The following is a 12148-nucleotide window of genomic DNA, read 5'->3' on the forward strand; positions in this document are numbered from 1 at the left end:
GACCCCGCTCCTCAAACGCCGGAGGGGCTGGGGGTGGGGTTTGCCCCGGGCCCCGCTCCTCAAGCGCCGGAGGGGCTGGGGGTGGGGTTTTGCTAGCCCCGGCCGATCGGGGCGAATACCGCGTTCGTCAGGGCGGCCAGGTCCGTGGGGGACAGTTCGACCTCCAGGCCGCGGCGGCCCGCCGAGACACAGATGGTCGCGTGCGACCGCGCCGACGCGTCCAGCACCGTGGGCAGCCGCTTGCGCTGGCCCAGGGGCGAGATACCGCCGCGGACGTAGCCCGTGGTGCGCTCCGCCGCCGCCGGGTCCGCCATGGTGGCGCGCTTGCCGCCGGTTGCCGAGGCCAGGGCCTTCAGGTCGAGGGAGCCCGCCACGGGGACGACCGCGACCGTCAGACGGCCGTCCACGTCGGCGACCAGGGTCTTGAACACCCGGTCGGGCGACACCCCGAGGGCCTCGGCCGCCTCCTCGCCGTAGGAGGCAGACGCGGGGTCGTGCTCGTACGCGTGCACCGTGAACTCCACGCCCGCCGCCGTCAGCGCGACCGTCGCGGGCGTGCCGCCGGACTGGGACTGCTTCTTCGACTTCTTCGCCACGGGGGCGCGGCCCTCCGGTCGCTCAGTTGGGGTGGGTCGGGGCGCGGGTGAGTTCCACGGCGGGCAGCGACGGGAGGTGGCGGATGACGGCGGTCTCGGAGCGCAGGATCGTCAGCTCCTCGCGGAGCCGCGTCGCGGTGTCCGGGGCCTGGAGCAGCCGCTGCTTGGCCGGGACGTCGAGCATCGCCGCGGCGGCGACCAGGTACGAGACGACCGACGGCTCGTGGGGCAGGTCCGCGCCCGTGGTCAGGGAGCGTTCGCTCGCCCCCGCCAGCCGCTTCTGGTAGCTGCGGAAGGCCCTCAGGACGCCCTCGGTGAGTGCCTCCGCCTCCTCGCCCGGCTCCTCGTCGAGTTCTTCGAGCTCGGCGGTGAGGAACGGGCCGCTCGCGTCCACGGACAGGAGCCTCACCCGGCTGGTGCCGGTCGCCAGGACCTCGAAGCTGCCGTCCGACCGCTCCCGGATCTTGGCCGCGTCGGCGATGCAGCCGACCCGGTGGAACGTCTGGACCGGGTCGGGGCCGAAGCCCTCCGCCGGCCCGCGCTCGACGGGCGTCGTCAACGCGTCCGGCATGCCCGCGCCCACCGGGGCGGTCTCACGGCCGTCGCGGATGGCGACCACGGCGAAGCGGCGCGGTTCGTCCTCATCGGTCTTCAGGAGCTCGCGCATCATGGCGCGATAACGCTCCTCGAAGACGTTCAGCGGCAGCACGAGGCCGGGGAACAGCACCGCGTTCAGCGGGAACAGAGGCAGGCGAGCGGTGGTCACAACGGTCAAGCGTAATGGCCGCGCGCCCGTCCCCGGTCGCCCCGGTGGCTGAGCGTCATCCCGGAGGCCACTCGGAGCCGTACGCCGTCCCGTTCGTCGAGGAACCTGCCGAGCGGATCGTCGGACACCGAGGCCCACGGGAAAGACGCCGCATGGGGTCCGATCTGTCGGAACTGTTCCAGCGCCTCGTCCCAGCGTTCCCGCACCACCAGCACGTACGCGAGCAGATTGCGCACCTCGGCCGGCCACGGGTCTCCCGGCGCGAAGGCGCCGGACAGCGAGATCGCCAGATCCGCCGCGGCGTCGACGCGCTCCTCCTGCACCGACGTGAAGCCGGCCCCCGGCCTCTCGGTCAGCACCGCGAAGGCGGCCCGCAGCGGCAGCGCCTGCACCAGCGAGCTGGGGGCCGAGTCCTCGGCGGCCCGCTCGGCGAAGTCGAAGCACTCGCGGTGCGAGCCGTACCAGGCGGCGGAGAGGTACTGGAGGGCGGCCACATGACAGCCGTAGTGGTGCGAGGAGCGCTGTAGGGCCTGTTCCCACAGCGCCTCGAACGTGGTGTGCGTGGCGTGAGTGCCGCGGGCGTGGTCCAGGGCCAGGCGCCAGGGCACCGGGTCGCGCGGATCGCTCTGCGCCGCCGCCGTGATCATCGGACCGGCCGCGCGCAGCTGCTCGGCGCGGACCGGTGACTCCCAGGCCCGCTCGACCGCGAGCTGGGCCTTGACGAGGAGCGCGTCGGGGTCGCGCGGGGCGGCGGCCAGCCAGTCGCGGAGCCAGCCGTCCCGGTTGCGGGCGAAGGCGACGAGCCGGTTCAGATAGCGGTCCCGGCTCTCCCAGTCGCCGCCGTCCCTGGTCGTCGCCAGCAGCTTCGCCGCCGGCTCGTACTCCCCGAGGGCGGCCGCCACCAGCGCGGGCGAGAGCCGCTCGTCAGGGGCGTCGAGCATCACCGCATGGTCGGCGGGCAACCCGGCGGACAGCTCCGGGATGTGCCGGATCACGCGCGCGGTACGGAGCAGGGCGCGGAGAAAAGGCATGGTGCAGACCATTGAAAAGCGCTGGTCGGGACGGCGCCAGAGGGGCGCTGTGAAGCTTTGGTGCCGAGTGGATGGGTTGTCCTGGTGGCGGCCAAGAAAGAGTAAAGGAATCCGGGGAATCTGGCCTGTTCCTGCCGTTCCGGAGAAAAGGAATCGGCGATGCGTTCGATGACCGAGCGCAGGCGTTCGGGCGTCAGCGGCCCCGCGGTGGCCCGGCGGCACAAGGAGGCGCGGCCCGGGGACCCCCGGCAGACCGCACCCCCCGGTCAGCCGCGCCGCAGCAGCCGCGAGGCGCCGGCCGCGACGGTGGTGGCCAGTATCCACCCCAGCAGGACCAGGGCCGCCGCGATCCACTGCCAGCCGCCCTCCAGCCGCCAGTAACCGTCCTGGCCGAGGTTGATCACAGGCACCAGCAGATCCAGCGCGTACAGCGCGGGATTCCACTCGGGATGCTCGCTGCCCTTGATCGAAGCCGGTTCGTACCGCGAGAAGGCCACCGTTCCCGCCGCCCACAGCACCGCCATCCACACCGCCGCCCGCCCCGGCCGGTAGCCGTACGCGACCGTCCAGTCCTGTACGAAGCCCCAGAGCTTCGCGGCGGGCGGCAGTGTCTCCCGGCGGCGCCGCTGCTTGGCGAGCAGCACCTCGCGGGCGTCCGCGTCCTCCCCGCAGCTGCGGAGCACGGCCGCCAGCCGCTCGTACGGCTCCGGCACGTACTCCGGCGTCGCGGCCGACACCCACTCCAGGCGGCGGGAGAGCGGGAAGTGCCCGTACGGGACGAGGTTCTCGTACACGAAACCGCCCATCGCCAGACCGCCCGGCCCCGGCCAGCTGGTCGACACGTCGATCAGCGTGACGATCTTCGCCCCGTTGAGGACCACCCGGCCGTGCGCCGGGCGCTCCGGGTTGAACCGCAGCTCCGGAGTGACGGTCCGGCGCAGGGACAGCTCCTCGTGCCCGGCCAGCACGAACACGGCCTTGTGCAGGTCGACCGCGTCACCGAACCGTCCGTCGTCCAGCCGCACCCCGCCCCGGCACTTGAAGACCTGCGGACGGGTGCCGCGGGCCGGTGTGGGGGAGTTGGCGATGCCGTACGGGGGAGTGGTGCCCTGGTTGCCCGTGTCCACGCTGACCCAGGCCTCGCTCATGTACAGCGTCCGCTCCACGCTGAGCTGCGGCGCGTTCAGTGCGCGGCGCCCCTGCGTCGCCCGGAGCCGGCTGCCGCGCAGACTCAGCGAACCGCCCACCTTCGCCCCGCGCAGGCTCAGCTCACCGAGCGTCTCGATCATCTCGGCCTGCAGGTCCTGGGCGACCGTGAGCCCGTCACCGATCAGGGCCCGCCCCTGCCGGTCGGGGCCGATGTCGATCTGACTGATCAGTAGATCCGTACCGATCTGGGCGTCCGTGAGCCGGATGCCGCGCTCCACCCGGCAGCGCGGCAGGTGCAGGTCACCCTCGGTGCGCAGCCGGGCCGCCTCCAGCCGCGGGATGGCGCACCCGACCAGCCGCAGCGTCGTGAAGTGGCACTCGGGCAGCGCCACCTCCTCCTCGAAGCGGCAGCCCGTCATCTCCACGTACGGATCGACGCGCCCGCCCGCGAGGTCGAGCTTGCCCGTGATCAGCAGCCCCCGGAGCTTCAGCGCCGCCACCCGGCCCGGCCGGGCCTCCGGACCGCTCAGCAGCAGCCGGGCGACGACCCGGGCCGCCACGCTTCGTTCGGGGCCCCAGACGTGCAGGGCGAAGGGATCGTCGCGCACCCCGTCACGGGCACGCAGGTCGTAGGTGGTCCCGGTCCTGAAGGACTGCCACATGCCCAGCTCTGCGGCGCTGAGGCCGTCCGGAATCTCCCCGTCGTGCGGTTCGGTCACCGACGCTCCCTCCGCTCGGAGCCGTAAATCGGTAATCCCCTTATTCCCTCTGAGTGACCAGGTGAACGCTAATAGTCAGCCGTGACAGCGGGGACATGTATCAGCCAGTGATACGGGCGTCCGGGCGTCGCGGGCGGTCTGCGAGAATTGCGGTGTGATCTCTCGAATCGATCTGCGCGGCAATGCCCTCCCCGAGGGCGGCGCCCTGCGCGACCTGCTGCCCCGTGCCGAGTTCGACGTGGAAGCCGCCCTGGAGACGGTGCGGCCCATCTGCGAGGACGTACGCCATCGTGGCTCGGCGGCAGTGATCGACTGGGGGGAGAAGCTCGACGGGGTGCGGATCGGCTCGATCCGCGTCCCGGCCGACGCGATCACGGACGCGCTGGAGCAGCTCGACCCCGCCGTGCGCGCCGCCCTGGAGGAGTCGATCCGCCGCGCCCGCCTCGTCCACCGCGAGCAGCGCCGTCACGCGGTCACCACCCAGGTCGTGCCCGGTGGCACCGTCACCGAGAAGTGGGTGCCCGTCGAGCGCGTCGGGCTGTACGTGCCGGGCGGGCGTTCGGTCTACCCGTCCTCCGTCGTGATGAACGTGGTCCCCGCGCAGGAGGCGGGCGTCGAGGGCGTCGCCGTCGCCTCCCCGCCCCAGAAGGCCTTCGGGGGCCTGCCGCACCCCACGATCCTGGCCGCGTGCGCCCTGCTCGGCGTCGACGAGGTGTACGCCGCCGGCGGCTCCCAGGCCGTCGCGATGTTCGCGTACGGCACCGAGGACTGCCTGCCCGTGAACCTCGTCACAGGCCCCGGCAACATCTACGTCGCCGCCGCCAAACGCCTCCTCAAGGGCCGCATCGGCATCGACGCCGAGGCCGGCCCCACCGAGATCGCGATCCTCGCCGACGCCACCGCCGATCCGGCCCACGTCGCCGCCGACCTGATCAGTCAGGCCGAGCACGACCCGATGGCGGCCGCCGTCCTGGTCACCGACTCCGAGGAGCTCGCCGCCGCCACCGAGGCCGAGCTGAAGCCCCAGGTCGCCGCGACCAAGCACGTCACCGACCGGATCGAGCCCGCACTGGCCGGCCGCCAGTCCGCGATCGTCCTGGTCAACGACCTGGAGGACGGCCTCAAGGTCGTCGACGCGTACGCCGCCGAGCACCTGGAGATCCAGACCGCCGACGCCGCGGCCGTCGCCGCCCGTGTCCGTAACGCCGGCGCGATCTTCGTCGGCCCCTGGTCGCCCGTCTCCCTCGGGGACTACTGCGCCGGCTCCAACCACGTCCTGCCCACCGGCGGCTGCGCCTGTCACTCCTCGGGCCTGTCCGTGCAGTCCTTCCTGCGGGGCATCCACATCGTCGACTACACGCGCGACGCGCTCGCGGAGGTCACCCACCACGTGGTGACCCTCGCCGAGGCGGAGGACCTCCCCGCCCACGGCGCAGCACTCAAGGCCAGGTTCGGGTGGAAGGTTCCGCAGCAGTGACGAACGACAGCACCACCCCCGGTAACGACGCCGAGCGCCACGCCTGGGACGACCTCCCGATCCGCGACGAACTGCGCGGCCAGTCCCCGTACGGAGCGCCCCAGCTCGACGTGCCCGTCCGGCTGAACACCAACGAGAACCCGTACCCGCTCCCCGACGCCCTCGTCGACCGGATCGCCGAACGGGTCCGCGAGGCCGCCCGCGACCTCAACCGCTACCCCGACCGGGACGCCGTCGAGCTCCGTACCGAGCTGGCCCGTTACCTCTCCCGCACCGCCGGGCTCGACGTCACCCGCGCCCACGTCTGGGCGGCCAACGGCTCCAACGAGGTGCTCCAGCAGCTGCTGCAGACCTTCGGGGGCCCCGGCCGCACGGCGATCGGCTTCGAGCCCTCGTACTCGATGCACGCCCTCATCGCCCGCGGCACCGGCACCGGCTGGATCTCCGGACCGCGCAACGAGGACTTCACCATCGACGTCGACGCGGCCCGCGCCGTCATCGCGCGGGAGCGCCCCGACGTCGTCTTCATCACCTCGCCCAACAACCCCACCGGCACGGCCGTCGACGCGCAGACCGTCCTCGCGCTGTACGACGCCGCACAGGCCGCGGGGCCGTCGATGGTCGTCGTCGACGAGGCGTACGGCGAGTTCAGCCACCACGCCTCGCTGCTCCCGCTGATCGAGGGCCGCCGGCACCTGGTGCTCTCGCGCACCATGTCGAAGGCGTTCGGCGCCGCCGGACTGCGCCTCGGCTATCTCGCCGCGGACCCGGCCGTCGTCGACGCGGTCCAGCTGGTGCGGCTGCCGTACCACCTGTCCTCCGTCACCCAGGCCACCGCGCTCGCCGCCCTGGAGCACACCGATACGCTTCTCGGGTACGTCGCGCAGCTCAAGGGCGAGCGCGACCGGATCGTCACCGAGCTGCGCGCCCTCGGCTTCGCCGTCACCGACTCGGACGCCAACTTCGTCCAGTTCGGCCGCTTCGCCGACAGCCACACCGCCTGGCAGCACATCCTCGACCGGGGTGTCCTGGTCCGGGACAACGGCGTACCGGGATGGCTGCGGGTCTCCGCAGGGACCCCGGCAGAGAACGACGCGTTCCTCGATGCGGTACGCGAACTGAAGAAGGAGCACGACGCATGACTCGCGAGGCCCGCGTAGGAAGAGTGGAGCGGACCACCAAGGAAACCTCCGTGCTCGTCGAGATCAACCTCGACGGCAGCGGCAAGGTCGATGTCGCGACCGGGGTCGGCTTCTACGACCACATGCTCGACCAGCTCGGCCGCCACGGACTGTTCGACCTCACCGTCAAGACCGACGGCGACCTGCACATCGACTCGCACCACACCATCGAGGACACCGCCCTCGCCCTCGGTGCCGCGTTCAAGCAGGCCCTCGGCGACAAGGTCGGCATCTACCGCTTCGGCAACTGCACCGTCCCGCTGGACGAGTCGCTCGCCCAGGTCACCGTCGACCTCTCCGGCCGCCCGTACCTCGTGCACACCGAGCCCGACAACATGGCGCCGATGATCGGTGAGTACGACACGACGATGACCCGGCACATCCTGGAGTCCTTCGTCGCCCAGGCGCAGATCGCCCTGCACGTCCACGTCCCGTACGGGCGCAACGCCCACCACATCGTGGAGTGCCAGTTCAAGGCGCTCGCCCGGGCCCTGCGCTACGCCAGCGAGCACGACACCCGCGCGGCCGGCATCCTCCCCTCCACGAAGGGCGCCCTGTGACCGGCCTCAACACCGTCCTGATCCTGGTCGGCCTCTTCCTGGCCGGCGGGGTCTACTCCTTCTCGAAGCAGGGCATGCCCAAGGGCATCATCGTGCTGCTCTCGATCGCCTCCGTGATGTGCCTGGTAGCGGGCGTCATGCGGATCCAGGGCCTCTGGGACTGAGGAGTCACACGTGGATACGAAGAAGAAGGTCGTCGTCTTCGACTACGGCTTCGGTAACGTCCGGTCCGCCGAGCGCGCCCTCGCCCACGTCGGCGCCGACGTCGAGATCACCCGCGACTTCGACACGGCGATGAACGCCGACGGGCTGCTCGTGCCCGGCGTCGGCGCGTTCTCCGCCTGCATGGAGGGCCTGAAGAAGGCCCGCGGTGAATGGATCATCGGACGCAGGCTCTCCGGCGGACGCCCCGTCATGGGCATCTGCGTCGGCATGCAGATCCTCTTCGAGCGCGGCATCGAGCACGGCGTGGAGACCGAGGGCCTCGACGAGTGGCCCGGCACCGTCGGCCCGCTCCAGGCCGACGTCGTCCCGCACATGGGGTGGAACACCGTCGAGGCCCCCGAGGACTCCCGGCTGTTCGCCGGACTCGACGCCGAGGCCCGGTACTACTTCGTGCACTCGTACGCGGCGCACGACTGGTCCCTCGAAGTCACCAACGCCAAGATCCGTGCCCCCAAGGTCACCTGGGCCACGCACGGTGAACGGTTCGTGGCGGCCGTGGAGAACGGCGCGCTGTGGGCCACCCAGTTCCACCCCGAGAAGTCCGGCGATGCCGGCGCCCAGCTGCTGACCAACTGGATCGAGACGCTGTAATGCCGAAGCTTGAACTGCTCCCCGCCGTCGATGTCCGCGACGGCCAGGCGGTCCGCCTGGTGCACGGCGAGTCCGGCTCCGAGACCTCCTACGGCTCGCCCCTGGAGGCCGCGCTCGCCTGGCAGCGCTCCGGCGCCGAATGGCTGCACCTCGTCGACCTGGACGCCGCCTTCGGCACCGGTGACAACCGGGCGCTCATCGCCGAGGTGGCCGGCGCCATGGACATCAAGGTCGAGCTCTCCGGCGGTATCCGCGACGACGCCACGCTCGCCGCCGCCCTCGCCACCGGCTGTCGTCGCGTCAACCTCGGCACGGCCGCCCTGGAGACCCCGGAGTGGGTCGCCAAGGTCATCGCCGAGCACGGCGACAAGATCGCGGTCGGCCTCGACGTCCGCGGCACCACGCTGCGCGGCCGCGGCTGGACCCGCGATGGCGGCGACCTCTACGAGACGCTCGCCCGCCTCGACTCCGAGGGCTGCGCCCGCTACGTCGTCACCGACATCGCCAAGGACGGCACGCTCCAGGGCCCCAACCTGGGCCTGCTGCGGGACGTCTGCGCGGCCACCGACCGCCCCGTCGTCGCCTCCGGCGGCGTCTCCAGTCTCGACGACCTGCGGGCGATCTCCCTGCTCGTCCCCGAAGGCGTCGAGGGCGCGATCGTCGGGAAGGCGCTGTACGCGAAGGCGTTCACGCTGGAAGAGGCCCTGAAGGCGGTCGCCGCATGAGCGACACCGTCAGGCGCGTCTCCTCCGGCGCCCCCTGGGAGGAGAAGTTCGGGTACTCCCGCGCGGTGGAACTCCCGAACGGGCTGGTGCTCGTGGCCGGCTGCACGTCCGTGGTGGGCGGCCAGATCTCCGCGGGCAGCCCCTACGAGCAGGCCGTCGCCTCCTTCGAGGTCGCCTTCGAGGCGTTGAAGCAGGTGGGCCTCGGACGCGCGGACGTCGTCCGCACCCGGATGTACGTCACGCACGCCCGGGACACGGACGAGGTCGGCCGCGCCCACAAGGAGCTGTTCGACGACGTCCGCCCCGCCGCCACCATGATCATCGTGTCCGGTCTCGTCGACCCGAGCCTGGTCGTCGAGGTCGAGGTCGAGGCCTACCGGGCAGGTGCGTGATGACGCTCGCCGTACGTGTCATCCCCTGCCTCGACGTGGACAACGGCCGCGTCGTCAAGGGCGTCAACTTCCAGAACCTGCGCGACGCCGGTGACCCCGTCGAGATGGCGAAGCTGTACGACGCCGAGGGCGCCGACGAGCTGACCTTCCTCGACATCACCGCGTCCAGCGGCGACCGGGAGACGACGTACGACGTGGTGCGCCGCACCGCCGAGCAGGTCTTCATCCCGCTCACCGTCGGCGGCGGCGTCCGCGCCCCCGACGACGTCGACAAGCTCCTGCGGGCCGGCGCCGACAAGGTCGGCGTCAACACCGCGGCCATCGCCCGGCCGGAGCTGATCCGGGAGATCGCCGAGCGCTTCGGCCGCCAGGTCCTGGTGCTCTCCGTGGACGCCCGGCGCACCCCCACGGGCACCTTCGAGGTCACCACGCACGGCGGCCGCAAGGGCACCGGCATCGACGCCGTCGAATGGGCCCACCGGGCGGCCGAACTCGGCGCGGGCGAGATCCTGCTCAACTCGATGGACGCCGACGGCACGAAGGACGGCTACGACACCGAGATGATCGCCGCCGTGCGCCGGCACGTGAGCGTCCCCGTCATCGCCTCCGGCGGTGCGGGCCGGCTCGCGGACTTCGCACCGGCCGTCGACGCCGGGGCCGACGCGGTCCTCGCCGCGTCGGTCTTCCACTTCGGCGATCTGCGGATCTCCGAGGTCAAGGGCGCGCTGCGGGAGGCCGGGCACCCGGTCCGCTGAGGGTGCGCGGGCCGGGACCGGCCGTGAAGGCCGGTGAACTTGCCGATGTGTGCCACCGGGGTGCACCGCGAGAGTGGCGACCGCCAGAGAACAACGGCGGTTCCACGCGGTGCACCCCGAACGGCCCCCGGTGACAGTCGACAGGGGGGTCTCGGTCCCTGCCCGGTGTGGCTCCCGCCACGACCGAGAGGCCCCCCTCGTGCAGCACCTCCCCTCCGGCGACATCTCCCCGCGCCACCGGATGTCCAAGAGCCGTTCCCGCCTCGTCAAGGGCCTGATGGCCGCCACCGTCGCCACCGCGGGTCTGTGCACCGCGCTGATGCCGGGCGCCCAGGCCGCCGACAACCCCTACGAGCGCGGCCCGGCGCCCAGCAATTCGAGCATCGAGGCGAGCCGCGGTTCGTACGCGGTCTCGCAGACCAGCGTCTCCTCGCTGCGCGTCAGCGGCTTCGGCGGCGGCACGATCTACTACCCGACGTCCACGGCGGACGGCACCTTCGGCGCGGTCGCCATCTCGCCCGGCTTCACCGCCTACCAGTCCAGCATCGCCTGGCTCGGACCGCGGCTCGCCTCGCAGGGCTTCGTCGTCTTCACCATCGACACCAACACCACCGTGGACCAGCCGGACAGCCGCGGCCGTCAGCTCCTGGCAGCGCTGGACTACCTGACGCAGTCGAGTTCGGTGCGCAGCCGGATCGACACCTCCCGGCTCGGCGTGATGGGCCACTCCATGGGGGGCGGCGGCACCCTGGAGGCCGCGAAGAGCCGTACCTCGCTGAAGGCGGCGATCCCGCTGACCGGCTGGAACCTCGACACCACCTGGCCCGAAGTCCGCACGCCCACCCTGATCTTCGGTGCGGACGGCGACACGATCGCCCCCGTCGCCACCCACTCCGAGCCGTTCTACCAGTCGCTGCCGAGCACGCTGGACAAGGCGTACGTGGAGCTGCGCGGGGCCACGCACTTCACCCCGAACTCCTCCAACACCACGATCGCGAAGTACAGCATCTCGTGGCTGAAGCGCTTCATCGACAATGACTCCCGCTACGAGCAGTTCCTGTGCCCGATCCCGCAGGTGAGCCTCACGATCGCCGAGTCGCGGGGCAACTGCCCCCACTCCTCGTAGTTCCTGACGCCCGGTGAGGGCCGGACCGCGGACAGCGGTCCGGCCCTTCGCCGTCGACGCCCCGCCATCGGGCCGGTCAGTCGTCCTCCGTGAGGAATCCGGCGACGGAGGCGGCGAATCCCGGATCGCGGACGACGGTGAGGTGGTCCCCGGGCAGCACCTCCAGCCGTGACCCCGCGAGGGCCTCGGCCAGCACCTCGGGCCGCACGGCCAGGGGATCGTCCGCCCCGGCGAGCACCAGCGTGGGTATCCGGATCCGGTCCAGCGGCAGCGCGCCCCGGTGCACCGAGCGGAGTTGCGCGGCCAGGGCCGACCGGTCGGACCCCGTGGTGTCGGCCAGGATCCGGAAGCCCCGGGTCCGTTCGGGGGCGTCGGCCGCGTCCTCGGCCATCAACGCGGCCGCCACCAGCTCCGGCGGCATGGCCCGGGTGTCCAGCCCGCCGACCTCCACCGCTCCCGCGCCGATCCCGCCGACCACCAGCCGGGTGATCCGCTCGTCGTCCGCGGCCGCGAGCAGCGCCACCACCGCGCCCATCGAGTAGCCCGCCACATGCACTTCCCCGGCACCGGTGCGGTCGATCAGCTGCCGCACGTCCCGGGCCATCACCGACTCGCCGTACAGGGCCTCGTCGTGCGGCTTGTCCGACGCGCCGTGCCCCCGCGCGTCGAGCGCGAGCACGTGACGGCCCCGCGCCACCAGGGCCTCGACCACGCCGGGGCCCTCCCAGTTCAGCCGGGCGTCGGCGGCGAAACCGTGCAGCAGGAGCACCGGCGGCAGCCCGACCCGCGAACCGCGGGACCAGGACCAGCAGCGCAGCGTCAGACCGTCGGCCGTACGGAATTCATCAGTCATGG

Annotated in this window: 14 protein-coding genes; 9 read left to right on the top strand and 5 right to left on the bottom strand. The window is 72.1% G+C overall.

Annotated features, from left to right (window positions below):
* Nucleotides 1-92: 92 nt before the first annotated feature.
* The 4 genes from ybaK to ACFYPA_RS24990 all read right to left on the bottom strand — a co-directional run bounded on the left by ybaK (nucleotide 93) and on the right by ACFYPA_RS24990 (nucleotide 4261).
* Nucleotides 93-596 carry a Cys-tRNA(Pro) deacylase gene (gene ybaK, locus ACFYPA_RS24975; RefSeq protein ID WP_359083241.1) on the bottom strand — a complete coding sequence of 168 codons (504 nt, stop codon included), beginning with the start codon at nucleotides 594-596 and terminating at the stop codon, nucleotides 93-95.
* A gap of 22 nt (nucleotides 597-618) precedes the next feature.
* A complete protein-coding gene (locus ACFYPA_RS24980) occupies nucleotides 619-1362 on the bottom strand; it encodes an LON peptidase substrate-binding domain-containing protein (RefSeq protein ID WP_359314653.1) in 744 nt (247 codons plus the stop codon).
* A gap of 5 nt (nucleotides 1363-1367) precedes the next feature.
* Nucleotides 1368-2405: a hypothetical protein gene (locus tag ACFYPA_RS24985; protein ID WP_389134257.1), complete on the bottom strand. Its 1038-nt coding sequence runs from the start codon at nucleotides 2403-2405 to the stop codon at nucleotides 1368-1370.
* Nucleotides 2406-2659: 254 nt separating this feature from the next.
* Nucleotides 2660-4261 (bottom strand): oxidoreductase, encoded by a 1602-nt coding sequence (locus ACFYPA_RS24990; RefSeq protein ID WP_359083244.1) that lies wholly within the window; start codon nucleotides 4259-4261, stop codon nucleotides 2660-2662.
* Between the two features lie 154 nt (nucleotides 4262-4415).
* Between ACFYPA_RS24990 and hisD the strand changes: the two genes are divergently transcribed.
* The 9 genes from hisD (at nucleotide 4416) to ACFYPA_RS25035 (ending at nucleotide 11293) form a co-directional block, all read left to right on the top strand.
* Nucleotides 4416-5738 carry a histidinol dehydrogenase gene (hisD, locus tag ACFYPA_RS24995; RefSeq protein WP_359083245.1) on the top strand — a complete coding sequence of 441 codons (1323 nt, stop codon included), beginning with the start codon at nucleotides 4416-4418 and terminating at the stop codon, nucleotides 5736-5738.
* Nucleotides 5735-6880, top strand: a complete 1146-nt coding sequence (locus tag ACFYPA_RS25000; protein ID WP_389134261.1) for a histidinol-phosphate transaminase — start codon at nucleotides 5735-5737, stop codon at nucleotides 6878-6880. Before hisD ends, ACFYPA_RS25000 begins: the two co-directional genes overlap by 4 nt.
* A complete protein-coding gene (gene hisB / locus ACFYPA_RS25005) occupies nucleotides 6877-7479 on the top strand; it encodes an imidazoleglycerol-phosphate dehydratase HisB (protein WP_359083248.1) in 603 nt (200 codons plus the stop codon). Before ACFYPA_RS25000 ends, hisB begins: the two co-directional genes overlap by 4 nt.
* A complete protein-coding gene (locus ACFYPA_RS25010) occupies nucleotides 7476-7643 on the top strand; it encodes a hypothetical protein (RefSeq protein ID WP_359083250.1) in 168 nt (55 codons plus the stop codon). Before hisB ends, ACFYPA_RS25010 begins: the two co-directional genes overlap by 4 nt.
* A gap of 10 nt (nucleotides 7644-7653) precedes the next feature.
* Entirely contained in the window at nucleotides 7654-8295 is a 642-nt protein-coding gene (hisH, locus tag ACFYPA_RS25015; protein WP_359083251.1) for an imidazole glycerol phosphate synthase subunit HisH, read from the top strand.
* Nucleotides 8295-9020, top strand: a complete 726-nt coding sequence (gene priA, locus ACFYPA_RS25020) for a bifunctional 1-(5-phosphoribosyl)-5-((5-phosphoribosylamino)methylideneamino)imidazole-4-carboxamide isomerase/phosphoribosylanthranilate isomerase PriA (protein ID WP_359083252.1) — start codon at nucleotides 8295-8297, stop codon at nucleotides 9018-9020. The genes hisH and priA overlap by 1 nt, the downstream gene beginning before the upstream one ends.
* On the top strand, nucleotides 9017-9412 hold the full coding sequence (locus ACFYPA_RS25025; RefSeq protein WP_359083253.1) for a RidA family protein: 396 nt from the start codon (nucleotides 9017-9019) through the stop codon (nucleotides 9410-9412). Before priA ends, ACFYPA_RS25025 begins: the two co-directional genes overlap by 4 nt.
* Nucleotides 9412-10167: an imidazole glycerol phosphate synthase subunit HisF gene (hisF, locus tag ACFYPA_RS25030; protein WP_359083254.1), complete on the top strand. Its 756-nt coding sequence runs from the start codon at nucleotides 9412-9414 to the stop codon at nucleotides 10165-10167. The genes ACFYPA_RS25025 and hisF overlap by 1 nt, the downstream gene beginning before the upstream one ends.
* A 241-nt stretch (nucleotides 10168-10408) precedes the next feature.
* On the top strand, nucleotides 10409-11293 hold the full coding sequence (locus ACFYPA_RS25035; RefSeq protein ID WP_359083440.1) for an alpha/beta hydrolase: 885 nt from the start codon (nucleotides 10409-10411) through the stop codon (nucleotides 11291-11293).
* A 76-nt stretch (nucleotides 11294-11369) separates the two neighbouring features.
* Here ACFYPA_RS25035 and ACFYPA_RS25040 read toward each other — a convergent pair whose 3' ends face one another.
* On the bottom strand, nucleotides 11370-12146 hold the full coding sequence (locus tag ACFYPA_RS25040) for an alpha/beta fold hydrolase (protein WP_389134266.1): 777 nt from the start codon (nucleotides 12144-12146) through the stop codon (nucleotides 11370-11372).
* Between the last annotated feature and the right edge of the window lie 2 nt (nucleotides 12147-12148).

Source organism: Streptomyces sp. NPDC005775 (assembly GCF_042871565.1).
In the GTDB taxonomy this organism is placed as follows: domain Bacteria; phylum Actinomycetota; class Actinomycetes; order Streptomycetales; family Streptomycetaceae; genus Streptomyces.

Bases quoted from the DNA above. Each gene is read 5' to 3' on its own strand.
- ACFYPA_RS25025 (WP_359083253.1), top strand. From the start codon at position 9,017: ATGAGCGACACCGTCAGGCGCGTCTCCTCCGGCGCCCCCTGGGAGGAG.
- ACFYPA_RS24985 (WP_389134257.1), bottom strand. From the start codon at position 2,405: ATGGTCTGCACCATGCCTTTTCTCCGCGCCCTGCTCCGTACCGCGCGC.
- ACFYPA_RS25035 (WP_359083440.1), top strand. From the start codon at position 10,409: ATGTCCAAGAGCCGTTCCCGCCTCGTCAAGGGCCTGATGGCCGCCACC.
- hisF (WP_359083254.1), top strand. From the start codon at position 9,412: ATGACGCTCGCCGTACGTGTCATCCCCTGCCTCGACGTGGACAACGGC.
- hisB (WP_359083248.1), top strand. From the start codon at position 6,877: ATGACTCGCGAGGCCCGCGTAGGAAGAGTGGAGCGGACCACCAAGGAA.
- priA (WP_359083252.1), top strand. From the start codon at position 8,295: ATGCCGAAGCTTGAACTGCTCCCCGCCGTCGATGTCCGCGACGGCCAG.
- ACFYPA_RS25040 (WP_389134266.1), bottom strand. From the start codon at position 12,146: ATGACTGATGAATTCCGTACGGCCGACGGTCTGACGCTGCGCTGCTGG.